Origin of the sequence: Glycomyces mayteni, assembly GCF_042428885.1 — a bacterium.
Lineage (GTDB): Bacteria > Actinomycetota > Actinomycetes > Mycobacteriales > Micromonosporaceae > Glycomyces > Glycomyces mayteni.
The window spans coordinates 40,587-64,056 of the sequence record NZ_JBHMBP010000002.1 but is presented as its reverse complement, the minus strand read 5'-3'; the positions used below and the strand labels follow the sequence as shown (position 1 = coordinate 64,056).

Genomic DNA, 23,470 nt, shown 5'->3' with positions numbered 1-23,470 from the left:
GAGAGACACGCATGAACGCTGACGCGCTGGAGACGACCGGTCAGACGACGGTGCTGATCGTCGACGACCACGATCTGATCCGCAAGGGCCTCCGGCATGCCTTCGACCGCGACCCCGAGTTCGAGGTGGTCGGCGAGGCCGACACCGCCGCCGACGCGCTCCGCCAGGCGGCGTCCCTCATGCCCTCCGTGGTGATCATGGACCTGCGCCTGCCCGACGGGTCGGGCCTGGACGCGACCCGCAAGCTCCGCAAGGCCCACCCCAACATGGGGATCGTGGTGCTGACGATGTACGCCGGCGACGACCAGCTGTTCGGCGCGCTCGACGCGGGCGCGTCGGCGTTCGTGCCGAAGTCCGCCCCGGCGAACGACGTGGTGTCGGCGGCGCGGCACGCCGCGTCGAACCCGACGGCGTTCAGCGCCGCGGACCTCGCCGAGGCGATGCAGCGGCGCCTGACCCCAACCGGCCCCCAGTTGTCCCCCCGCGAGTCGCAGGTCCTCAAGCTCCTCGCCGACGGCCTGTCGGTGGCGGGCATCGCGAAGCAGCTGTACGTGTCGGAGTCGACGGCGAAGACGCACATCTCGAAGCTGTACGAGAAGCTCGGCGCGGGGAACCGCGCGCAGGCGCTCATGACGGCGCTGAAGCTGGGGCTGCTGGAAGCCCCGGACCAGCCGAAGTTCTAAGGCGCTCATACGGTCTCGCCGTAGAGCATCCCTTCGAGGCGGCCGGCCTGGCGCTCCCAGGTCCACTCGGCGAGGGCCCAGTCGCGGCTGGCCTCGCCGAGTTTGCGCGCCAGGGGCGGGTCGGACAGGACCTGGCTGAGCCGGTAGGCGATCTCGCCGAGGTCGCGGCCGTCCACGACCCACCCTGACTGGTCGTGGAGGACGGTGTCGGGGGCGCCGCCGGAGTCCCCGGCGATGACCGGGAGGCCGGTGGCGGCCGCTTCGAGGAACACCGCGCCGAGCCCTTCGACGTCGAGGCCGCGGCGGCGGGTGCGGCAGGGCATCGCGAAGACGTCCCCGGCGGCGAAGTGCGCGGCGAGCTCGTGCTCGGGGACGCCGCCGGTGAACACGACCTGGCCCTCGACGCCGTGGCGGCGGGCCTCGGAGCGGAGCGTCGCCTCGTAGGGGCCCTGGCCGACGATGAGGAGCCTGACGTCCTCCCCGACCTGCTCGCGCACGTGCGGGAGGGCGGCGATGAGCTTGTCCTGGCCCTTGCGGGGCACGAGGCGGGAGACGCAGACGATGACGGGCAGGTCGCCGAGTCCGTGGCGCTCGCGGACGGGGGCGCCGTCGACGCCGGGGTGGAACGTCTCGGTGTCGATGCCGAAGGTGAGCTGTTCGAGGCGGGTGTAGGGGGCGGCGACGGGGGCGAGGCGCCGGTACGTGTAGTCGCCGAGGTAGGTCATGACGTCGAGCGAGGACGCGATCCTGCGCAGGAGCCCGCGGGTGCCGGGCATGGCGGCCCAGCCGACCTCGTGGCCGTGGGTGAGGGCGATGGCGCGCTCGATGCCGGTGTCGTGCTTGAGGCCCGCGGCGAGGAGCCCGAGGGGCGCGGCGGCGCCGAACCAGACGCGGTCGCAGTGGTGCTCGCGGGCGAGGTCGGTGACGGCGCGGGCCACGCGGGGGGTCGGCAGGAGCATCGTGGTGCGGTCGCGGACGACGGTGAACGGCTGGGCCGCGTCGAACTCGGCCCACCCCGGCGAGGTCGAGGTGTAGACGACGAGGCCGTCGGAGGGCAGCCGCAGCGCCATGCCGTGGACGAAGGTCTGGATGCCGCCCCGGCGGGGCGGGAAGTCGTTGGTCACCAGCAGTGTCCGGCTCACATCATGACCCCCTTCATGATCGGACCAGTCTGCCACGCCGCGCGATCGGGCGCGGCGATCCCGGATGAGCGGGGCGTGAACAGGCGCGGTCGGCGGCTGCGGGCTGTGACGGCGATGGCACACTGGTGCCTATGAGCAGCGGCGACGAGACCAGCGGCCCCGGGCCCGACGCCGGCCTGCCGGAGGCGCCCGCCGCCTCCGCGGCCGGCGACGACGCCTCGGGCGAGGGGGACCCGGCCGAACGGGCCGAGCCCGGCCCGATCGTGTTCCTGACCGAACCGGTGCGGCGCAGGGCCGTCGAGATCGCGGCGGTCGCGATGCCGGGGCTGGCGCAGGCCCGCGTCCCGGCCCGGCTGCGCCGTTTCATGAAGTTCAGTCCCCCCAAGCGCGCCAAGCTCGCCCGCGGGGAGCTCGCGGCGGCCCTGGACCGCGACGAGGAGTTCCGGGAGGGCCTCGCGGAGGTCCTCGCCTCGACCGACTCGCCGCTGGTCGCGGCCATCGGCGGGGGCGGCGCCGTGTCCCCGATGGCCGACCCCGTGGAGGTCGCGGCCCTGACGTACCTGCTGCGCCCGGACGGCTGGCGGGACCTCATCGCGACCGCGGTCGACGCGATCGCCGACGCGCCGGAGGCCCCGGCGGCGCCCGCGGCCCCGGACGAGGCCGGGCAGCGGCGGCTCGCGTCGCTGGAGAAGGAGAACGGGAAGCTCCGCGGGGCGCTTGCCGACCAGCGGGCGGCCGCCGGAGTGCTCCAGGAGGACCTGCGGCGGGCCCGCCGGGACCTGCGGGACGCCGAGGAGCGGGCCGCGAAGGCCGCCGGGGACCTCGCCGCCGAGAAGGGGCGGCTCAAGCACGCCGAGACCGAGCGGCGCTCCGAGCGCCGCCGCCTCGAAGCCGAAGTGGAGTCCCTGCGCGGGCAGCTCGACCGCGTCCGCAAGGCCGACAAGGAGACCGAGCGGCTCGCGTCCGCGCGCCTGTGGCTGCTCATGGAGACCCTGTCGGGGGCGGCCACGGGCCTGCGGCGCGAGCTCGGGCTCGAACCGGTCGATGACCGGCCCGCGGACTACATCGCCGAGGAGTACTGCGACGACCCCGAGGAGCGGCCGTTCGAGGGCTCGCGCGGCCTCGGCCAGGCCGACCCGCAGCGCCTCGACCACCTCCTGTCCCTGCCGAACCCGCACCTCATCGTCGACGGGTACAACGTGACGATCGCCGCGTGGGGCGAGACCCTCACCCTGGAGCAGCAGCGCAACCGGCTCGTGCAGGGCCTGGGGGCGGCCGCCGCGCAGACGAACGCGGAGGTCACCGTGGTCTTCGACGGCGCCGACGCGATCTTCGGCGCGAAGCCCTCGGCGCGCGGCGTGCGGGTCCTGTTCAGCGCCAAGGGGCAGATCGCCGACGACGTGGTCGTGGAGCTGGCGCGGGTCGAGCCCGAGGGCCGGCCCGTCATCGTCGTCTCCTCCGACCAGGAGGTCGCCGACCGGGCCCGCCGCGAGGGCGCCTACCCGGTGCCCTCGGCAGTGCTCGTCAAGTGGATGCAGCGGACCTAGCCCGCGGCCGGGACCTTGAGGACCACCGAACCGGCCGCCAGGTCGTGCAGGCCCCGGTTGTACGGGTGGAAGATCGCCGTCAGCGCCGGGAGCACCAGCGACAGCAGGACCGCGCGCAGGATCGACCGCCACAGCGGCAGGCGCCCGCCGGTCTCGGCGTCGATGCACGCGATGCGCATGAGCGCCATGCCGAGGGTCTGCGTCCCGACCGCCAGCGCGACCGCCGTGTAGAGCAGGAACAGGCCGGAGGGGAGCACGTCGGCCCCGGCGACCTGCGGCGCCTCGATCCCGATCCACTGGAGGAGGTAGGAGAGGAGGAGGCACGCGACCCAGTCGATGACCAGCGCGAGGAAGCGCAGGCTGATCGAGGCCAGGTCCTGCCCGGAGCCGGTGGTTTCGGGGGTCTTCGCACCGCGTTCGCTCGTCATGGCGCGAGTCTACGACTCGCCCCGATTGACGGTGATCGCACCGGTCTGAGCTGTGGTTTCGGCCGATTGTGAACAGGCCCGCATTTTGCAAGTAACACACGCGAAACAATTGATTTACGGTGAGGCAATTGACCGCGGCTAGCGTTTCGCCTAATAAGCTTAGGCGTCGACAGCGAGGTCGGCCCGACCGGACCGGGTGCTCGACGTTCCGGGACCCGCTGGGCGGGGCCGCGCCACGGTCCTCCCGGCACACACCTACCGAGAGGAATACCTTCGTGTTCTCCAGCCCTGAAGAGCTCCTCGGCTACGTCCGCGACAACGACGTGAAGTTCATCGACGTCCGCTTCTGCGACCTGCCCGGCGTCATGCAGCACTTCAACATCCCGGCCGAGTCCTTCGACGACGACCTCCTCGAAGAGGGCCTCGCGTTCGACGGCTCCTCGATCCGCGGGTTCCAAGAGATCCACGAGTCGGACATGCTGCTCCTGCCGGACGTGGCGACCGCGTTCGTCGACCCCTTCCGCGAGCAGAAGACCCTCGCGCTGAACTTCTTCGTGCACGACCCCTTCACCCGCGAGGCCTACAGCCGCGACCCCCGCAACGTCGCGAAGAAGGCCGAGCAGTACCTGGCCGGCTCCGGCATCGCCGACACCGCGTACTTCGGGGCCGAGGCCGAGTTCTACATCTTCGACTCGATCCGCTTCGACCAGACCGCGAACCAGGCCTTCTACGAGATCGACTCGATCGAGGGCGCCTGGAACACCGGCGCCGACGAGCCCGGCGGGAACCTCGGCTACAAGCCGCGCCACAAGGGCGGGTACTTCCCCGTCGGCCCCGTCGACCACTTCGCGGACCTGCGCGACCGCATGGTCACCAACCTCATCGAGGGCGGCCTCACCATCGAGCGCGCCCACCACGAGGTCGGCACCGCGGGCCAGTCGGAGATCAACTACCGCTTCGACACGCTCCTGCACTCCGGCGACGACGTGCAGAAGTTCAAGTACATCATCAAGAACACCGCCACCCAGGCCGGCAAGACCGTCACGTTCATGCCGAAGCCGCTGTTCGGCGACAACGGCTCGGGCATGCACACCCACCAGTCGCTGTGGGCGAACGGCGAGCCGCTGTTCTACGACGAGACCGGCTACGCGGGCCTGTCGGACACCGCCCGCCACTACATCGGCGGCCTGCTGCGCCACGCCCCGAGCCTGCTCGCGTTCACGAACCCGTCGGTGAACTCCTACCGCCGCCTCGTGCCGGGCTTCGAGGCCCCCGTGAACCTCGTGTACTCGCAGCGCAACCGCTCCGCGTGCACCCGCATCCCGGTGACCGGCTCCAACGCCAAGGCCAAGCGCGTCGAGTTCCGCGTCCCGGACCCGTCGAGCAACCCGTACCTGGCGTTCTCCGCCATGCTCATGGCGGGCCTGGACGGCATCAAGAACAAGATCGAGCCGCCGGCGCCGGTCGACAAGGACCTGTACGAGCTCGGCCCGGACGAGTACGGCGACATCGAGCAGGTCCCCGGCTCGCTCGAAGCGGTCCTCGACAACCTGGAGGCCGACCACGACTTCCTCACCGAGGGCGGCGTGTTCACCCCCGACCTCATCGAGACGTGGATCAGCTACAAGCGCGAGAACGAGATCGACCCGATCCGCCTCCGCCCGACCCCGCACGAGTTCGACCTGTACTACGAGGTCTAGTGCGGGTTGTAATCCGTTGTAGGACAACGTGCTGAAGGGCGCGTCCGGCATCGCCGGGCGCGCCCTTGAACGTTTGTTCACTGCCCTCGCCGAGGGGCATACTTCGGCGATGCCCATCAGATTCTTTCAAATGCAGGGCCTCAAGCGCCTGGACCGGGGGCTGCTGCGCGACATCGCGGCGCTCGCGGCAGGGATCTTCATCGTCGGGATCTCCTTCGGCGCCATCGCCTCCTCGCAAGGCGTGCCGTGGTGGCAGTCGACCGCGATGTCCCTGTTCGTCTTCGCCGGGGCCTCCCAGTTCGCCACCATGGGGATCATGTCCGCCGGAGGCGGCCTCCTCGCGGGCGTCGCCGCGGGCCTGGTCCTCAACCTGCGGCACGTCCCCTACGGGATGGCCGTCGGCGAGGTGTACTGGACCTCCCTGCGCGCCAAGCTCCTCGGCACCCACCTGCTCACCGACCAGTCGACCGCGTTCGCCCTCGCCGCCGGGGGCGACCGGCTGCGGGCCAAGCACGCCTACTGGACGGTGGCGGTCAGCCTGTTCGTCGTCTGGAACGTCGGCACCGTCCTGGGCGCGTTCGCCGGGCAGCTCGTCGCCGACCCCGCGGTGCTCGGCCTCGACGCGGCGCTCCCGGCGATCCTCCTCGCCCTCGTCATTCCCGGCCTGAAGGACCGGCGGACCCTCGCGGCGGGCCTCCTCGGCACCGCCGTGGCGCTGGTGACGAGCCTGTTCCTGCCCGCCGGGGTGCCGGTGCTGCTGGCGCTGGTCGGGCTCGTGGTGATGTGGAAGGGCACCGGGGAGCGGCGGGAGGCGGCGGCATGATGATGTTCATCGCGATCATGGCGCTGGCCGCCGGGACGTTCCTCATCCGGCTCTCCGGTCCGCTGCTGCGCAAGCGGATCACGCTGTCGGCGCATGCCGAGTCCCTGCTCAAGGCGGGGGCCACCGTCGTGCTCCTGGCGCTGGTCGCCACCTCCGCGATCGTCGTGGACGGCGGCTTCGCGGGCTGGGCGCTGCCCGCGGGCGTGCTCGTCGGCGGCGTGCTCGCGTGGCGCAGGGCCCCGCTGGCCCTCGTGGTCGTCGCGGCGGCCGCCACGACGGCGCTGCTGCGCCTCGCGGGCGTCGCATAGGGAACGGCGAGGGGCCCCGCAGCGTTCGCTGCGGGGCCCCTGACCTGTTCAGCTTCTACCGGAGTCCGTACCCCTCAGGGTGTGACTACCAGTCCTGAGCGGCGCGGCGGCGACGCATCAGGAAGAAGATCACGCCGGCGGCCACGATGAGCGCGGCGGCCGATCCGATCATGATCGAGAGCGAGCTACCGGTCTTGGGGAGCTCGGGCTTCGGCGAAGGCGACTCGGAGGGAGTCTCCTCCGGCGGGCACGGGGTCCACGGGACCTCGCCGTAGACGGAGTCCTTCTGGGTCTCGACCCAGTAGAAGACCGAGAACTCCTCATTGTCCTTCGCCGGGACGGAGATCGTCTTGGTCTCGCCCGGGGCGACGACCTCGACGGTCTCAGACTCGTCGTAGCTGGTGTAGAAGTAGAACGTGGTCTCCTCGCCGTCCTCGGGGACGGAGATGGTGAAGTTCAGGCCGTCGCAGTCGGCTTCGGCGGTGACGTAGTGGCACAGCGGGTTGTCGACCCACTCGACGGTGGTGTACAGCTCGCCGTCGACGAGGATGTCGACCGTCAGGCCGGTCGCCGGGTCGTCGAGGAGGAAGTACTCCCAGGCGCCCTCGTCGACCTCGGGGGTGTAGGAGACGGCGTCGCCGTTGCTCGGGTCGAAGGTGAACTCCGCCAGGGCCTCGGGGTTGAAGTTGTCACCGTAGACGAACACGCCGAAGCAGTCGGAGTAGCCGCCGGCCTCGACCTCGGGGGTGGGCTCCTCGGGGGCCTCGCAGCCGCCCTCGGGCTGGCTGACGACACCGGTGCCGGAGCCCTTCTGCCCGTTCGGCCACTCGGCGTCGATCTTGAGTTCGGCGGTGGCCTCGTCCAGGCTCAGGGTCTGGGTGCCGGTGACCACGTTCCCGGTGCTGGGGTGCGGGAGCTCGGCGCCGACCTGGAGGTCGCCTTCGAGTTCGGCGCTGAGGGCCGTGACCACACCGGCGCCGAGGTTCTGGGAGTTCCAGTCGGTCGCTTCCCAGGTGACGGTCCAGCCGTCGTCGGTGCACTCGGAGTAGCCGGTGATCTCGACGTGGTGGGCTTGGGCTGCGGAGGCGAAGGTGACCGCTCCGGCGAGGCCCAGGACGGCGCTGCCGGCCAGTCCGAGCACCCGCTTGAGGGTACGGTTCATGTCTCTCCTAAGTAGATGACTGTTGGGTTGGGGGGGATCGGGGGCGCCGGCGGTCAGGGGGTGAGCGTGACCGGTCCGGGCACCGTACCAAATGAGACACGCAGCAACCCGAAGAAGGGTCGCATAACAATCCGGTAACGGAGAGGCCGTCACCTGCTGCGACACAGGCGTTCCCGATCGTCCCCGAAGCTTCCGGCGGATCGGGCGAAACGGAAGCGGCCGGACCCTCACGGGGTCCGGCCGCGCTCCGAACGCGACGGGTCGGCTACGCCTCCCCGGCGTCGATCTGCTCCTCGGTGAGGTACTCGCTCTCGACGATGACCTCGACGTAGTTGTCGGCGGTGACGTCCACGGGCTCCAGGAGGAGCGAGGGGACGAACTTGAAGCCGTTGTCGTAGGTGCCGAGGTCGTTGACCTCCGGGTCGCCGCCGTCGACGATCGCCTTGACCATGCCGGTGACGGTGTGGGCGAGCTGGCGGGTGTCCTTGAAGACGGTCTCGGTCTGGCCGGTGCCGTCCTTGATGGCCTTGATCGAGGCGGCCTCGGCGTCCTGCCCGGTGACGACGGGGAAGCCGCCGCGGCCGGGCTCGAAGTCGGCCTCGACCAGCGCGGCGACGACGCCGCGGCTGATGCCGTCGTACGGGGACAAGACGGCGTGGAGCTCCGTGTCCTCGTCGTCGTAGTACTCCGCGAGGAGCTCGGCCATGCGGGCCTGGGCGACGTCGCCGCTCCAGCCCGCGGTCGCGGTCGGCTCCTGCTCGGTCTGGCCGGAGGGGATCACGACCTTGCCTTCGTAGATGAAGCTCTCAAGGGTGTCGAGCCCGCCCAGGAAGAAGTACTGCGAGTTGTTGTCGCCGAGGTCGCCGGAGAACAGCTCGATGTTGAAGGGCCCCGGCTCGTCGCGCATGCCGAGCCGTTCGATGATGTGCGTGGCCTGGAGGACGCCGACCTGGTAGTTGTCGAACGAGGCGTAGTAGTCGACGTCGGGGGTCTCCAGGATGAGGCGGTCGTAGGCGATGACGGTGACGCCGTTGTCCTTCGCGTCGGCGAGGACCTGGCCGAGGGAGGTGTTGTCGATGGCGCCGATGACGAGGAACTCCACGCCCTCGCCGACCATGGACTGGATCTGCGCGATCTGGTCCTCCACGACGCCCTTGGCGTTCTGGTGGATGACGTCGTACCCGAGCTCCTTGAGGTTGGCCTCAAGCGCCTTGCCCTCGATCACCCACCGCTCGGAGGTGTCCGTGGGCATCGAGATGCCGGTGAATCCGGTGAGCTGCGCCGAATCCTCACCGGCGCCGCACCCGGCCAGCGACACCGCGGCGGCGCCCGCCGATCCGTACAGCAGGCCACGACGACTGAGGTGCATAAGGGTGGTACTCCTTCGTACACGGGAGGGGGTTCGTATTCCCCCCGAAACTAACACGGCCTTGAAATGGGACATGTGGGTCGATCCGTGATCCAGCCGTGTCCTGAGCAGGGGATAAATCAGGACGGGAGCCGTATTGCGGCTCGCATGTGTATCACTTTGACGCATGTTCGGCGCCATTTGGCAATGCCACTGACACTGTTCCTCAGTGAAGGTAGATCGGGTGCGGAGACCGCTCTCCGGCACCCCCGGTCCGAGGGGTGCGCACCGCATACCATTGCGGGCATGAGCGACCGCTGGATCGAAGTGGCCGACCGCGTCTGGGTGCGGCGGCTGAAGGAGCTGGACCAGTCCCTGGGGCTGGTCGTCGGGGACGACTGCTGCCTGGTCATCGACACCGGGACCAGCGCCGAGGCCGGGTTCGCGTTCGCCACGGCGATCCGGGAGCTCACCGACCTGCCCTGGCAGGTCGCGTACACGCACGACCACTTCGACCACTGGTTCGGGACCTCCGCGTTCGGCGAGTCCTCGGTGTGGGCCGTGGCCGACGGCGCGCACTACGTGCGGTTCGGCGACGAGCAGCGCCGCAAGTGGGTCGCGAAGTACCGGCTCGACGGGCGCGAGGAGGAGGCCCGGCAGATGGGCGCCTCGCGGCTGGTGCCGCCGAACTGCCGCGTGCAGGGCGCGATCGGGCTGAACCTCGGCGGGCGCACGGTGGTCCTGCGGCAGGTCGGGCCCGCGCACAGCGACAACGACATGGTCGTGGAGGTCCCCGACGCGGGCGTGCTGTTCGCCGGGGACCTGCTGGAGCAGGGCGCGCCGCCGTCCTACAGCGCCGCCTTCCCGATCGAGTGGCCGCAGGCCGTGGAGCACCTGCTCGGCTGGAGGCCGCCGATCGTGGTGCCGGGCCACGGCGAGCCCGGGGACTACTGGTGGGCGCGGGCGCAGGCCAGGGACCTCGCCGAGGTGGCGCGGCTGTGCGCGGAGGCCGCGCAGGGCTTCATCACCGAGGACGAGGCGGCTGAGCACTCGCCGTTCGGGCCCGAGGCGATGCGGACCGCGCTCGCGCGCTGGAAGGAGCTGACGCCGCCCGCGCCCGAGCCCGCGCCGCTGCCGGACCCCTCGCGCACGCCCCCGCCGCCGGTCGTCGTGTACGACCTCATCGACTACCAGATCGACATGCGGCCCTAGGGCGGCGGACTAGTCGAAGGGCTGGTCCTCGAAGCCCGCGTGGAGTTTGCGGAGGAGCGCGCCGAGCTGGTCGCGCTCCTTCGCCGTGAGCGGGGCCAGGGCCTCGTTCTGGGCATCGATGCCGATGCGCACGGAGTCCTCGATGACCTCGCGGCCCAGCGGGGTCATGCGGACCTTGATGCCGCGGCGGTCGCCGGGGTCGGGCAGGCGCTCGACGAACCCGGCGGACTCCAGCTTGTCGAGGCGGCCGGTGAGCCCGCCCGAGGAGAGCATCATGGCGGCGCTGATCTCCTTGGGCGAGAGCGTGTACGGCTCGCCGGAGCGGCGGATCGTGGCGAGGACGTCGAACTCGTTGCGGCCCAGGCCCTTCTCCGAGCGCAGCGCGTGGAGGCGGGCGCCGAGCTTCTGGGAGATGCGGTGGATCCGCCCGAACAGCGCCATCGAGTCGAGCTCCAGTTCGGGCATCTCGCGGTGCCACTGGCCGATGATGCGGTCCACGGCGTCGTCGGCGTTCTCGGCGGCGTCGTCTGTCATGAGCGGTATTCTCCCCTACCTGCGCGGGCGCCGGGCAAGTACCTGGCGGTGATCTAACTCTATCTCAAGTATCTTGACTTCAAGCTAGTTTGTTGTAAGCTAATTTCAGCCAAGCGAACCTGAAGGGGCCGTCATGAACCGCAGCACCAAGGACCTCCTGCTCACCGCCCTCGCGCCGGTCATGTGGGGCACCACCTACTTCGTCACCACCGAGTTCCTCCCCGCCGAGCGCCCGCTCCTCACCGCCCTCCTGCGGGCCCTGCCCGCCGGCCTGCTGCTCGTACTCCTGGCACGAAGGCTGCCGCGCGGCTCGTGGTGGTGGAAGTCGGCGGTCATCGGCCTGCTCAACATCGCCGTGTTCTTCGCGTTCCTGTTCATCGCGACCTACCGGCTCCCCGGCGGCGTCGCGGCCGTCCTCGGCGCGGTCGGACCCCTCGTGACCGCGGGGATGACGATGCTGGTGCTCCACACCCGGGTCCCGCTGCGCACGTGGGTGCTCGGCATCGCCGGGGTCGCGGGCGTCTCGATGGTGGTGCTCACCGCGCAGGCGCGGCTGGACCTGACGGGGGCCCTCGCGGGCGTCGGCGGCGCCGTCTCGATGGCGACCGCGGTCGTCCTCACCAAGAAGTGGGGCCTGCCGCAGAACGCCGGGCCCGCGGCCCTCGCGGGCTGGCAGCTCACCGCGGGCGGCCTGCTCCTCGCCCCGCTCGCGCTCCTCGTCGAGGGCGGCGTCCCGGAGCTGACGGGAACCAACGTCCTCGGGTACCTGTACCTGGGCCTGGTGAACACGGCCCTGGGCTACTGGCTGTGGTTCCGCGGCATCGGGCGGCTCTCGGTGGTGCCCTTGAGCTTCCTGGGCCTGCTCTCGCCGCTGACGGCCGCCACGGTGGGCTGGCTGCTCGCGGGCGAGACGTTCACCGTGTGGCAGACCCTCGGGTTCGCCGTGGCACTCGGCGCGACCCTGCTCGCGCAGCTCCAGCACCGGCCGAAGCGCCCGGCGGCCCCGGAGGCGCCGCTGGTCCTCGCGAAGGTCTGAGCGAAACGGAAAAGGGCCCGGCCGTGCGGCCGGGCCCTTTCCATTTGCGTTAGACCATCTTGCGGCGGTAGGCGCGCATCGCGAGCGGCGCCGTCACCGCGAAGATGACCACGGCCCACACGAACGTCCACATGAGCGGCTCGCCGATCGGGCCGTACGACAGCAGGCCGCGCATCGCGTCGGCCAGGTGCGTCACCGGGTTGACCTTCGCCCACGCCTGCATGAACCCCGGCATCGTGTTGATGTCGACGAACGCCGAGGACGTGAACGTCAGCGGCATGATGATGACGAACGCGTAGATCTGGACCTTCTCCTCGGAGTCGGCGACCACGCCCATGAGCACCGAGATCCACGAGATCGCCAGCGCGAACACCACGAGCACGAGCGTCGCCAGGAGCGCGTAGCCGACGCTGCGCAGCTCGAAGCCCATGAGCAGGCCGAGGCCGACCATGATGACCACGGACCAGACCTGCTTGAACATGTCGGCGAAGATCTTCCCGGCGAGGGGCGCGGACCTGGCGATGGGCAGGGACCTGAAGCGGTCGTAGACGCCCTTGCGGAGGTCGGCGTTGATGCCGGTGCCGGTGTACATGGTGAGGAAGATGGCGTTCTGGGCGATGAGTCCGCCGAGGACGTACTGGAGGTAGTCGGAGGTCGAGCCGGCCATCTGGCCGCCGAAGACGTAGACGAACAGCAGCAGGAACATGATCGGGCTCAGGGACAGGTCGACGAGCTCGAACGGGTTGTGCTTGATGCGGACCATCTGGCGCCAGGCCATGGAGAGGGTCTGGCTGACGGTGGCGCCGAGGCCGGGCCGGCCGAGGGGCGGCGCGGGGGCCTCGATGGTTGCGGCGGTCATTTGGCCTCCTCCTGGGTCTCGTCGTCGGTGTCTTCTTCGGTGCGGCGGCCGGTGAGGGTCAGGAAGACCTCGTCGAGGCTGGAGAGGCCGAGGTGGAACTCGGTGAGCGCGATGCCGCGGTCGCGCAGGTCGGCGGCGAGGGTCGGCATGACGCCGTCGTCGTTGACGCCGATGGTGACGGCCCCGGCCTCGACCATGGGTTCGAGGTCGGGGAAGCGCTCGGCGACGAGGGCGCGGAGGGCGTCGAGCTGGCCGTGGTCCTCGGGCTGGATGCGGAGGGTCTGGCCGCCGATCTTGGCTTTGAGCTGGGTGGGGGTGCCGGTGGCGATGACGCGGCCGTGGTCGATGACGGCGATCTCGTGGGCGAGCTGGTCGGCCTCTTCGAGGTACTGGGTGGTGAGGAGGACGGTGGTGCCGTCGGCGACGAGGTCGCGGACGAGGCCCCAGAGTTCGCCGCGGGCGCGGGGGTCGAGGCCGGTGGTGGGCTCGTCGAGGAAGAGGATCTTGGGGCGGCCGACGAGGCTGGCGGCGAGGTCGAGGCGGCGGCGCATGCCGCCGGAGTAGGCCTTGGCGGGCTTGTCGGCGGCGTCGGCGAGGTTGAACTGCGCGAGGAGTTCGCGGGAGCGGGCCTTGGCGTCGCGGGTGGGCATGCCGAGGAGGCGCCCGATGAAGCGGAGGTTCTCCTCGCCGGTGAGCAGTTCGTCGATGCCCGCGAACTGGCCGGTGAGGCCGATGAGGGAGCGGACCTCGGGGGCGTGCTTGACGATGTCGTAGCCGCCGACGCGGCCGGTCCCGGCGGTGGGCTCGGAGAGGGTGGCGAGCATGCGGACCATGGTGGTCTTCCCGGCGCCGTTGGGGCCGAGGACGCCCAGGACGGTGCCGGTGCGGGCGTTCAGGTCGATGTGGTCGACCGCCACGAGGTCGCCGAAGTGCTTGGTGATGCCCTCGGTCTCGATGGCGTAGTCGGTGGAATGTGGCACGACTCCTCCTGGGATGGCGTTCAGAGGTCGATGATGTCCCCTGGGTACGACAATTCCAGGAATCGCGGCCGTGTGCTGGCCTATTACAGCGACTGGAGGAGTTTCCTGACGCGCTTCTCGGAGATCTGGTAGCGGGTGCCGAGCTGCTGGGCGAAGAAGGAGATGCGGAGTTCTTCGAGCATCCAGCGGACCTCGCGGCCCTCGCCGGTGCGCAGGGCGGCCGGGCGGGTGCGGGCGAGGGAGTCGCGTTCGGCTTCGAGGGAGTGGATGACGTCCATCTTCCCCTTGTCGCCGTTGACGTCGGCGACGACGCGCTTGGCGCGGTAGGCGATGCCCTTGACGTACCGCAGGAGGTCGTCCAGGCGCCACCAGCCGGTCGCGCCGACGAACCCGTCGGCGCCGGTGAGCCCTTCGAGCTGGCGGCGCATGTCGCTCATCGCGGCGAGCATGGTGAAGTCGAACTTGCCTTCGAGGAGGCGCGCGGCCGTGCGGGTCTCGGTGAGGACCGCGGCGGCCTTGCGGGCCACGGCCGGGGACTCCCCCGCGACCTCGGGGCGGGCCCGTTTGAGGAGCGCCTCGAACCCGGCCCTGTCCCAGGCGGGTCCGCCGCCTTCGATGAGGACCTTGTCGAGGACGGTGCGCACGCAGTCGGCCAGGAGCGCGTCGACGGTCGCGTACGGGCCGGTCGCGAGCGCGAGCTGCTCGCCCTGGGTGAGCACCTCTTTCAGGCGCGGGTCGGGGCAGTTGAGTCGCAGGAGGCGGCGGGTCCCGGCCCACATGTTCGCGGCCTGCGAGGCCGGGTCGGGGAACGCCTTGATGCCGACCGTGGCGCCCTCGTCGGTGAGCGCGGGGTACGCCTTCGCGGTGTAGCCCTTGCGGGGGGTCTCGTGGAGCTTCGGGAGCGCCTCGAAGTCCCAGGTCTTCAGGCCGGTGCGTTCGAGGTCGAAGGCCTCGGCTGCGGCCTCCTGGGTCTTGGGGGCGAGCTGCTTCTGGAGTGCGCCGAGCTCCTTGCCCTCGGCGAGGACCGCGCCCTCCTCGTCCTTGACCTGGAATGTCATGAGCAGGTGCCCGGGGACCTTCGTCAGGTCGAAGGCGTCCTCGGGGACGTGGACGTTCGTCATCGACTTGAGGGTGTCGGCGAGCGAGGCGGTCATGGGGCGGCCGGGGGCCGGGGCCATGCGGGCGACGGCGGCGCGGGCGAAGTCGGGGGCCGGGACGAAGCTGCGGCGCAGGGTCTTGGGGAGGCTCTTGATGAGCGCCTCGGCGAACTCGGTGCGCAGGCCCGGGACCTGCCAGGTGAACGCGTCCTGGTCGAGCTGCTGGAGCGCCGGGAGCGGGACGGCGACGGTGACGCCGTCGCGGGCCGAGCCGGGCTCGAACTCGTAGTCCAGTTCGAGGTCGGCGCCCTCGGAGGTCCACGTCTCGGGGTAGGAGTCGGCGGCGACGGCCTCGGCGCGGTCGCCCAGGAGCAGCGCCTCGTCGAAGTCGAGGACCGACTTGTCCTGCTGCTTCTTCCACCACGTGTCGAAGTGGCGGCCGGAGACGACGTCGGCGGGGACGCGCTCGTCGTAGAAGTCGAAGAGGGTCTGCTCGTCGGCGAGGAGGCCCCGCTGCCGGACCCGGCTCTCCAACTCCTCGACCTCGGTGATCTTCGCGAGGTTGCGCGCCAGGAACTTGTGGTGGGTCTCCCACTCGCCCTGGACGAGCGCGTGCCGGATGAACAGCTCGCGGCTCGTCTCGGGGTCGATCCGCCCGAAGTTGACCTTGCGGCGGGCCACGATCGGGACGCCGTAGAGGGTGACCCGCTCGAAGGCCATGACCGCGCCGGAGCGCTTGGACCAGTGCGGCTCGGAGTAGGTGCGCTTGACCAGGTGCTGCGCGATCGGCTCGACCCACTCGGGCTCGATCTTCGCGCACACGCGGCCCCACAGGCGGCTGGTCTCGACCAGCTCCCCGGCGACGACCCAGCGCGGCTGCTTCTTCGCCAGGCCCGAGCCGGGGAAGATCGCGAACTTCGCGTTGCGCCCGCCGAGGTACTCGCGGGTGTCGGCCTCCTTGACGCCGATGTGCGACAGGAGCCCGGCCAGGAGCGCGGTGTGGACGCGCTTGGGGTCGGCGGTCACCTCGGGCCCCTCGACCGGGATCTTCAGGCTCTTGAGGACGCCGAGGATCTGTCGCACGAGGTCCTGCCACTCGCGGATGCGCAGGTAGTGCAGGTACTCCTGCTTGCACATGCGGCGGAACGAGCTCGACGACCGGGTGCTGCGCTCGTCCTCCAGGTACCGCCACAGGTTGAGGAACGCCGAGAAGTCCGAGTCCGGGTCGTTGAACCGGGCGTGCGACTGGTCGGCCTGCGCCCGCTTGTCGGCCGGGCGCTCCTTCGGGTCCTGGATGGACATCGCGGCGGTGATGACCGCGACGGACCGGACGCAGCCCTCCTCGCGGGCCTGGAGGATCATCCGCGCCAGGCGCGGGTCGATCGGCAGGCGCGCGATGTCGCGCCCGGCCTTCGTCAGGCGCCGCTCCCCCGCGCGCACGTCCTCAAGGGCCCCGAGCTCCACGAGGAGGTCCATGCCGTCCTTGATGTTCCGCGAGTCGGGGGCGTCGACGAACGGGAACGTCTCGACGCGGCCGAGCTTCGCCGCGGTCATCTGGAGGATGACGGACGCGAGGTTGGTGCGCAGGATCTCCGCGTCCGTGAACTCCGGGCGCGCGTTGAAGTCCTCTTCGGAGTAGAGGCGGATGCACACGCCCTCGGCGACGCGGCCGCAGCGCCCGGCGCGCTGGTTGGCGCTGGCCTGGCTGATCGGCTCGATGGGGAGGCGCTGGACCTTCGTGCGGGCCGAGTAGCGGGAGATGCGCGCGTACCCGGCGTCCACGACGTACCGGATGCCCGGCACGGTCAGGGAGGTCTCGGCGACGTTGGTGGACAGGATGATCCGGCGGCCGGTGTGGGACCGGAAGACCCGGTGCTGCTCCTCGGCGGAGAGGCGCGCGTACAGCGGGACGACCTCGGTGTGCCGGAGCTTGGCCCGCTCCAGGGCGTCGGCGGTGTCGCGGATCTCCTGCTCGCCGGAGAGGAACACCAGGATGTCGCCGTCCCCGACGCGGCCGAGCTCGTTGACGGCGTCCAGGATGCCGTCGATCTGGTCGCGGTCCTCGTTGCCCTCCTCGTCGCGCAGGGGCCGGTACCGGACCTCCACGGGGTAGGTGCGGCCGGAGACCTCCAGGATCGGCGCGGGCTTCGCCTCGGTCCCGAAGTGCTTCGCGAAGCGCTCAGGGTCGATGGTCGCGGAGGTGACGATGACCTTGAGGTCCGGGCGCTTGGGGAGGATCTGCTTGAGGCAGCCGAGGATGAAGTCGATGTTGAGGCTGCGCTCGTGGGCCTCGTCGATGATGATCGTGTCGTAGGCGCTCAGGAGCCGGTCGTGTTGGATCTCGGTGAGCAGGATGCCGTCGGTCATGAGCTTGACGTAGCTGGAGTCCGAGACCTGGTCGGTGAAGCGGACCTTCCAGCCGACGGCCTCCCCGAGCGGGGACCGCAGCTCCTCGGCGATGCGCTCGGCGACCGCGCGGGCCGCGATGCGGCGCGGCTGCGTGTGGCCGATCATGCCGCGCACGCCGCGGCCGAGTTCGAGGCAGATCTTCGGGATCTGCGTGGTCTTGCCCGAGCCGGTCTCGCCCGCGATGATGACGACCTGGTGGTCGCGGATCGCTTCGAGGATGTCGTCCTTGCGCTGCGAGACGGGCAGCTCTTCGGGGTAGACGATCTTCGGGACGCCGGCCGCGCGGGCCGCCAGCGCGGCCTCCTTGGACTCGACGTCGGCTTCGAAGCGCGCGAACGCGTCGGTGCGGGCCTGCCCGTCGAGGTCGCGGGCCTCCCTCAGTCGCCGCCGGAGGGCGCGCTGATCGGCCGTGCGCAGCGCGGAGACGCGCTCGTGCAGGCTGGGACGGGATTTCGGGACGCTGCTGGGCATGACGATAGGCAAGGATACTTGGGCGGCGCGGGTGCGCGCCATGCATTAACCGCGCGTGTGGCACCGGCGGCCCGGTTCGGGCGCGTCCCGGCAAATCGGACACCCGGGGACCCCCCGGTTCCAATCCTGCCCGCGGGGTCCGACGGCGCCGTGCACGCGAGCGGCCCTCACTCGGCCTTGAGGTCCCCGCACAGGACGCGGTTGGAGTCGGCGCCCTCGTCGGCGGCGAGGTCGTCGGGGGCGTGGACGACGATGCTCTTCGCGCGGTCGTCGGGGACCAGGTCGGTGGATTCGGTGGCCGCGGCCGTGCCGGTCCCGTCGGTCGTGAACGACAGCTCGATGATGTTCCCGGTCGCGTCCTCGCCGTCGGGGTCGGCGAGCCAGTGGCCGCCGCCGGGCGGGTCCTCGTCGCACGCCGCGTCGTGGACGTGCGCCATGTACGCGGTGTCGGGGCGCAGGCCCGCGACCGCCAGGTGGACCGAGGTGCTGCCCGTGGAGCTGACGTCGGCGGTGCCGGTCGCCTGCGGGTCGAGGCCGGCCCAGGCGGCGGTCGGTTCGAGGGCGGCGGACCAGGTGCCGCCCGGGGCGTCGGCGACGTCCTCGGCGCCCCCGCAGCCCGACAGGGCCGCGGCGGCGAGCAGGGCGGTCAGGGCGGTGGCGGCGCGGGACGGCATGGGCGCTCCTTCTTCGGTCGGCCCGACCAGTATCGGGCCGACCGGGGGCCGCGGCCGGGATTCCGGGGCCGTGTCGGGCCGCCCGGACCGCCCAGGACCCGGCCGGATGACCGGCCGCGGCCGGCGCCCGGGCCCTAGGGCCCGTCCGGTGAATCAGGGCGAAACGGGAGCCGGGTCCGTTCGTTCGCCCGCAAGGCGGAGGGCCCGCGAATACGACACCGGTATTCGCGGGCCCCGACAACGCGGCGAGGCCCTAGGCCGCGACGGGCACGTCCTCGGCGATCCCCTCGCCGCGCACCAGGCCGACCCGGCGGGTCAGGCCGATCCCGTCGAGGAACGCCTCGTCGTGGCTGACCACGACCAGCGCGCCCTGGAACGCGGTGAGCGCCTGCTGGAGCTGGCGGGTCGAGGACATGTCGAGGTTGTTCGTCGGCTCGTCAAGCAGCAGCAGTTGCGGCGCGGGCTGCGCGGACAGCACCGTCGCCAGGGCCGCGCGCAGCCGCTGGCCGCCCGAGAGCGTGCCGACCTTCTGGAACACGGCGTCGCCGCGCATCCCGAAGCGCGCCAGGCGGGTCCGCAGGAGCGCCTGCGGGGCCTCGGGCGCGGCGGAGCGCACGTTGTCGAGCACCGTCGCCTCCTCGTCGAGCAGTTCCAGTCGCTGCGTGAGGAACCCGTGCGGGACCCGCGCGGCCTCGGCGAGGGCCCGCAGCAGCGTGGTCTTGCCCGAGCCGTTGTCGCCGGTCACGGCGACCCGCTCGGGCCCGCGCAGGTGCAGGCCCACGCCCTCGCCGTAGATCTCGCCGACCTTGAGGCCCTCCACGAGCGCGATCTCGCGGTGCGAGGACACGTTCGTCTCGGGCAGGTCGACGCTGATGCCGCCCTCGTCGCGCACGGCCTCCTCGGCGGCGTCGAGGCGCTCGCGGGCCTCGGCGACGTCCTCCTGCTTGGCGAGCAGGATCTTCGCCGACGAGACCTCCCCGGCGTTCTTCTTGCCGTTGAGGAGGATCTTCGGCGTGCCGCCGCGGTCGCGCTCGCGCTTCCACGCCGAGGCGCCCTTGTCGTTCTGGACGCGGGTCGCGACCAGCTCCTTGCGCTGCCTCGTCAAGTCCTGCTTGGCGTCGCGCACGGCGCGGGCCGCGGCCTCCTGCTCGGCGGCCACCACGGCCTCGTAGGCGCTGTAGTTGCCGTCGAAGACGCGGATGCGCCCCTTGTAGAGCTCGGCGACGGCGTCCACGTGCTCCAGGAGGGCCCGGTCGTGGCTGACGACCACGAGCGTGCCGTTGAAGCGGCGGATCGCCTGGTACAGGCGGTGCCTCGCGGAGGCGTCGAGGTTGTTCGACGGCTCGTCGAGCAGGAGCACGTCGGGGCGGCGCACGAGCCGCCCGGCCAGGCCCACGAGCATCGACTCCCCGCCGGACAGGGTCGCGACGGTCCGCTCGAACCCGACGTGGTCGAGGCCGAGCTCGTCGAGCGCGACCCGCGAGCGGTCGAGGAAGTCCCAGTCGTCGCCGATCGCGGCGAAGTGCTCGTCCCCCGCGTCGCCCGCCTCGATCGCCAGGAGCGCGCGGCGCTTCTCGGCGATGCCGAGCAGGTCGGCAACGGTGTCGCCCAGGCGCAATGGCAGTTCCTGCGGCAGGTACTCGATGAGGCCCGACGCGGTGATCGACCCGGACTCCTGCTTGAGGAGCCCGGCGACCAGGCGTATGAGCGTGGACTTGCCGGTCCCGTTGTCGCCGACGAGCGCGGTGCGCCCGTCGGAGAACACGACGTCGACGCCGTCGAAGACGCGGCCGCCGTCCGGCCAGGCGAAGCGCAGCTGCTGGACGTTGATATAGGTGTTGGCCATGGAGGACCTCTCTCAGGTGAGTTGTGGAACGGGATCACATGAGAGACATCGCGCCTGAACGGCGGAAAAGGACTGTCCCCGGAAATAGGGCACCCTCTCGATCGAAGACACACCGTGCACGTGCGCAGAGACGTGGCGGCGCGATGTCTACGACCTAGAGCTTCAAGTGGGTGCCTAACGTCGGGAACAAGGACCGGACAACCGTATCCGCGCCTCCCCTGCGTGTCAAGGGAGACGCGCGCCACGGGCCCGCTCGACACCGGGGGGCGGGTCGGACGGGCCCGTGGCCTTGTGCGGAGGTCGGCTCGTCGGCTAACAGGTGGCGGTCTGCCTCCAGACGCCCCATTCGCCGGTGGTGCCGGGCTCCTCGCCCTGCGTCCACCAGGAGGCGCGGTAGGCAGTCCCGTTGTGGGTCACCTCGGCGCCGCCGTTGTACACCGAGCCGGAGGCCCATGCGGGGGCGTCGCAGCCGTCCCCGGTGCCGGGGTCGGTCGTGGTCGGCGGGTCGGACGGGTCGCCCGATCCGCCGCCCCCGAAGTCGACGTCGATGCACGAGTAGAAGGCGTTCGCGGTGTCCGCGATGTTCCAGACCGCGAGGACCAGGTGCTGGCCGGTGCGGGACGGGAGCGTCACGGTCTGCGTCATGGTGTGGTCGGGTTGGGCCCCGCCCATGTTGAACGAGGCGATCGGGGTGAGCCCGAGGTCCGCGCGGGTGAGCGGCTGCGCCGGGTCGTAGTTCGCGTTGGTGATGTAGTAGTCGAACGTGGCGGTGGAGTGGCGCGCGGTCATGGTCCACGTGAAGGTCCTGGGACCGGCGCTCACCGAGGTGGTGGGCCAGTTGCCGCCGCGCGGGTCGTCGAGCTGCGAGAACTGGCCGTTCCCGCCGGAGCAGATCGAGCCGTCCGCGGGGCCGGCCGCCGGGAAGCCCTTGGGGCCCTCGACGCTCTGGGGTTCGTACTGGATGTTCCCGCAGTTGGTGACCTCGCCGCTGGCGCACAGCGCCGAGCGGGAGGGCGGGTCGGAGGTGTAGCCGTGGCCCCATGCGAGGGCCGCCATTGAGACCGACACCGCGAGGGTCGCGGCTCCGGCGATGGACAGGATGATCTTGCGCGACTTGCGCATCGTCGTCTCCTATCGGGGGTTGGGTTCAGCGATTCTCTTCAATGTCGTAACCCGATCTAGCTGGGACGACATGAATTAAAAAGTAACCTAACAGTTTGTGGCAAGGCACACAAGGGGATCGGCCGCGGTTTTTCCGGCTTTTCGGGGGATTGCAGCGCAATTGCACGGAACGACGGCGGCCGCGCACGGAACGTGCGCGGCCGTCATCCACTGCTGATCAGTCCTCTTCGGACTCCGGGTGGCGGATGAGCGTGATCACGGAGGCGACGAGGCCCCCGCCGACCACGAGGATCGAGATCACGAGCATGGCGATCGCACTGGCGCTCATCGGGCGGCCTCCTCGACGTCGCGGGCTTCCTCTTCGGTCGTGAACGGCGGAGTCTCCTTGCGGCGCAGGAGCAGCGACATGATCAGGGCGAACGCGAGCGCGCCGCCCGCGACCGACCAGCCGAACGCCTGGTACTGGTGGTAGCCCTCCTCGGCCGCGTCGGCGGTCACCAGGTCGCGCACGTTGAGGAACAGGATCACGGTGAGCGCGAGCGGCGTGATGACGCCGAGGCAGGCGACCCAGATCGGGCCGACCTTGAACACCGAGGTGGCGTTCGCGTTGTCCCGCAGCTCCTTCCACTTCCACAGGATCCAGACCACGGCGATGATGCTCGCCGGGGCGGCCACGGCGATGCCGTAGTTGTTGATGAAGTGGTCGGTCACGTCGAGCAGCATGAGCCCGTTGACCGTGGGGAACAGCGCGACCGAGACGACGGCCATGCCGCCGCCCACGATCGCCACGGACTTCCTCCGGCTCCAGCCGAAGCGGTCCTCGACCGCGGCCACCGGCACCTCCACCACGCTGATGAGCGAGGCGAACCCGGCGACGACCAGCGAGAGGAAGAACAGCACACCGAACAGCCCCGCCAGGTACGGCAGGGTGTTGATGATGGCCGGGAACGCGATGAACGCCAGGCCCACGCCCTGGTAGGTCTGCTCCTCGATCGGCACGCCGGTCTCGAACGCGAGGAAGCCGAGCACCGCGAACACTGCGATGCCGGCGAGGATCTCGCCGAACGAGTTCGACATGCCGACCGTCCACGCCGAGGTCGTGATGTCGGACTTGCGCTTGAGGTAGGAGCCGTAGGTGACCATGATGCCGAAGCCCACCGACAGCGTGAAGAAGATCTGCGCGTAGGCCGCGAGCCACACCTGCGGACCGCGGATCGCGTCCCAGTCGGGGGTGAAGAACGCGTTCAGGCCGTCGACCGCGCCGTCGAGCGTGAGCGACTGGACCACGAGCGCGCCGAACAGGACGATCAGGAGCGGGATGAAGACCTTGCTGGTGGCCTCGATGCCCTTCTTGACGCCCGCGCCGATCACGGCGAGCGTCGCGACCCACACCAGGGCCAGCGCGATGCCGAGGCCCGGGAGCCAGGTGCCGAAGTCGTACAGGTCCCCGGCCTGGAGGAACTCGGCCATGAGGAACTGCTCGGGGTCCTCCCCCCACTGCTTCCCGATCGAGAACCACGTGAACCACGCGGCCCACGAGATGATCACCGCGTAGTAGACGCCGATGACGATCGCGATGGCGACCTGCCACCAGCCGAGGAACTCGGCGTTGCGGTGGATGCGGCGGAAGGCGACCGGGGCGGAGCCGCGGTAACGGCGGCCGATCGTGAACTCCAGGATGAGGAGGGGGATGCCCGCGGTGCACAGCGCCACGAGGTAGGGCACGAGGAAGGCGCCGCCGCCGTTCTCGTACGCGACGCCGGGGAAGCGCCAGATGTTCCCGAGCCCGAGGGCCGAGCCGACGGCGGCCAGGATGAACCCGACCCGGCTCCCCCATTGCTCTCTTGCCATAGTCCGTATCTCTCCAGTCACGCCAAGGGGCACTCAAAACGTCCTATACCGTAACCAACCCTCGGATCAGGGACGGGGCCGGTGCCTGTGGGGTGATCAGGGGCCTTGTCCCGGAACGAGACGGAGGGGCCCCGGCGGCGGTAAGGTTGACCGGTTCCACCGCGATCGGCACGGCGCAGTCGGCGAGCCGTCCATCGGCGGGGAGCGACCTCAGCGCACCGTCTGCGCCCCCAATCAG

Annotated in this window: 20 protein-coding genes; 7 read left to right on the top strand and 13 right to left on the bottom strand. The window is 70.7% G+C overall.

Annotated elements, in window-relative coordinates:
- The first annotated feature begins 11 nt into the window (after window positions 1-11).
- The gene (locus ACFFXY_RS06885; RefSeq protein WP_106362196.1) at window positions 12-683 is read left to right on the top strand and encodes a response regulator transcription factor; all 672 of its coding nucleotides are present in this window, start codon (window positions 12-14) and stop codon (window positions 681-683) included.
- 5 nt (window positions 684-688) lie between these two features.
- Here the strand turns inward: ACFFXY_RS06885 and ACFFXY_RS06880 are convergent, their stop codons facing one another.
- Window positions 689-1,825: a glycosyltransferase family 4 protein gene (locus ACFFXY_RS06880; RefSeq protein ID WP_382347553.1), complete on the bottom strand. Its 1,137-nt coding sequence runs from the start codon at window positions 1,823-1,825 to the stop codon at window positions 689-691.
- Window positions 1,826-1,956: 131 nt separating this feature from the next.
- Between ACFFXY_RS06880 and ACFFXY_RS06875 the strand changes: the two genes are divergently transcribed.
- Window positions 1,957-3,372 (top strand): NYN domain-containing protein, encoded by a 1,416-nt coding sequence (locus ACFFXY_RS06875; RefSeq protein ID WP_382347550.1) that lies wholly within the window; start codon window positions 1,957-1,959, stop codon window positions 3,370-3,372.
- On the opposite strand, the gene ACFFXY_RS06870 is transcribed toward ACFFXY_RS06875, so the two are convergent.
- Window positions 3,369-3,800, bottom strand: a complete 432-nt coding sequence (locus tag ACFFXY_RS06870; RefSeq protein WP_382347547.1) for an RDD family protein — start codon at window positions 3,798-3,800, stop codon at window positions 3,369-3,371. The genes ACFFXY_RS06875 and ACFFXY_RS06870 overlap by 4 nt on opposite strands.
- A 275-nt stretch (window positions 3,801-4,075) precedes the next feature.
- On the opposite strand from ACFFXY_RS06870, the gene glnA reads away from it, so the two are divergent.
- The 3 genes from glnA to ACFFXY_RS06855 all read left to right on the top strand — a co-directional run bounded on the left by glnA (window position 4,076) and on the right by ACFFXY_RS06855 (window position 6,631).
- Window positions 4,076-5,500, top strand: coding sequence for a type I glutamate--ammonia ligase (gene glnA, locus ACFFXY_RS06865; protein ID WP_382347544.1), 1,425 nt, complete (start codon window positions 4,076-4,078; stop codon window positions 5,498-5,500).
- A 109-nt stretch (window positions 5,501-5,609) separates the two neighbouring features.
- Window positions 5,610-6,323, top strand: coding sequence for an AzlC family ABC transporter permease (locus ACFFXY_RS06860; protein WP_382347542.1), 714 nt, complete (start codon window positions 5,610-5,612; stop codon window positions 6,321-6,323).
- Window positions 6,323-6,631 (top strand): AzlD domain-containing protein, encoded by a 309-nt coding sequence (locus ACFFXY_RS06855; RefSeq protein WP_382350537.1) that lies wholly within the window; start codon window positions 6,323-6,325, stop codon window positions 6,629-6,631. The genes ACFFXY_RS06860 and ACFFXY_RS06855 overlap by 1 nt, the downstream gene beginning before the upstream one ends.
- An 85-nt stretch (window positions 6,632-6,716) precedes the next feature.
- On the opposite strand, the gene ACFFXY_RS06850 is transcribed toward ACFFXY_RS06855, so the two are convergent.
- Window positions 6,717-7,793, bottom strand: coding sequence for an LPXTG cell wall anchor domain-containing protein (locus ACFFXY_RS06850; protein WP_382347539.1), 1,077 nt, complete (start codon window positions 7,791-7,793; stop codon window positions 6,717-6,719).
- A 265-nt stretch (window positions 7,794-8,058) separates the two neighbouring features.
- On the bottom strand, window positions 8,059-9,162 hold the full coding sequence (locus ACFFXY_RS06845) for a substrate-binding domain-containing protein (RefSeq protein ID WP_382347536.1): 1,104 nt from the start codon (window positions 9,160-9,162) through the stop codon (window positions 8,059-8,061).
- A 285-nt stretch (window positions 9,163-9,447) separates the two neighbouring features.
- Between ACFFXY_RS06845 and ACFFXY_RS06840 the strand changes: the two genes are divergently transcribed.
- A complete protein-coding gene (locus ACFFXY_RS06840) occupies window positions 9,448-10,353 on the top strand; it encodes an MBL fold metallo-hydrolase (RefSeq protein ID WP_382347533.1) in 906 nt (301 codons plus the stop codon).
- 9 nt (window positions 10,354-10,362) lie between these two features.
- Here the strand turns inward: ACFFXY_RS06840 and ACFFXY_RS06835 are convergent, their stop codons facing one another.
- Entirely contained in the window at window positions 10,363-10,887 is a 525-nt protein-coding gene (locus ACFFXY_RS06835; protein ID WP_382347530.1) for a MarR family winged helix-turn-helix transcriptional regulator, read from the bottom strand.
- A 133-nt stretch (window positions 10,888-11,020) separates the two neighbouring features.
- On the opposite strand from ACFFXY_RS06835, the gene ACFFXY_RS06830 reads away from it, so the two are divergent.
- Window positions 11,021-11,923 (top strand): EamA family transporter, encoded by a 903-nt coding sequence (locus ACFFXY_RS06830; RefSeq protein WP_382347527.1) that lies wholly within the window; start codon window positions 11,021-11,023, stop codon window positions 11,921-11,923.
- A 49-nt stretch (window positions 11,924-11,972) separates the two neighbouring features.
- Here ACFFXY_RS06830 and ACFFXY_RS06825 read toward each other — a convergent pair whose 3' ends face one another.
- The 8 genes from ACFFXY_RS06825 to ACFFXY_RS06790 form a co-directional block, all read right to left on the bottom strand.
- Complete coding sequence (locus ACFFXY_RS06825) at window positions 11,973-12,782, bottom strand: ABC transporter permease (protein WP_382347524.1); 810 nt, start codon at window positions 12,780-12,782, stop codon at window positions 11,973-11,975.
- Window positions 12,779-13,762 carry an ATP-binding cassette domain-containing protein gene (locus tag ACFFXY_RS06820; protein WP_382347522.1) on the bottom strand — a complete coding sequence of 328 codons (984 nt, stop codon included), beginning with the start codon at window positions 13,760-13,762 and terminating at the stop codon, window positions 12,779-12,781. The genes ACFFXY_RS06825 and ACFFXY_RS06820 overlap by 4 nt, the downstream gene beginning before the upstream one ends.
- An 83-nt stretch (window positions 13,763-13,845) precedes the next feature.
- Window positions 13,846-17,739, bottom strand: a complete 3,894-nt coding sequence (hrpA, locus tag ACFFXY_RS06815; RefSeq protein WP_382347519.1) for an ATP-dependent RNA helicase HrpA — start codon at window positions 17,737-17,739, stop codon at window positions 13,846-13,848.
- Window positions 17,740-17,906: 167 nt separating this feature from the next.
- Entirely contained in the window at window positions 17,907-18,413 is a 507-nt protein-coding gene (locus ACFFXY_RS06810; protein WP_382347517.1) for a hypothetical protein, read from the bottom strand.
- 253 nt (window positions 18,414-18,666) lie between these two features.
- On the bottom strand, window positions 18,667-20,259 hold the full coding sequence (locus tag ACFFXY_RS06805) for an ABC-F family ATP-binding cassette domain-containing protein (RefSeq protein ID WP_382347514.1): 1,593 nt from the start codon (window positions 20,257-20,259) through the stop codon (window positions 18,667-18,669).
- A 312-nt stretch (window positions 20,260-20,571) separates the two neighbouring features.
- Window positions 20,572-21,381, bottom strand: a complete 810-nt coding sequence (locus ACFFXY_RS06800) for a lytic polysaccharide monooxygenase auxiliary activity family 9 protein (RefSeq protein WP_382347511.1) — start codon at window positions 21,379-21,381, stop codon at window positions 20,572-20,574.
- Between the two features lie 217 nt (window positions 21,382-21,598).
- Entirely contained in the window at window positions 21,599-21,709 is a 111-nt protein-coding gene (locus ACFFXY_RS06795) for a methionine/alanine import family NSS transporter small subunit (protein WP_382347509.1), read from the bottom strand.
- Window positions 21,706-23,232 carry a sodium-dependent transporter gene (locus tag ACFFXY_RS06790; RefSeq protein WP_382347506.1) on the bottom strand — a complete coding sequence of 509 codons (1,527 nt, stop codon included), beginning with the start codon at window positions 23,230-23,232 and terminating at the stop codon, window positions 21,706-21,708. Before ACFFXY_RS06790 ends, ACFFXY_RS06795 begins: the two co-directional genes overlap by 4 nt.
- Window positions 23,233-23,470 lie beyond the last annotated feature (238 nt).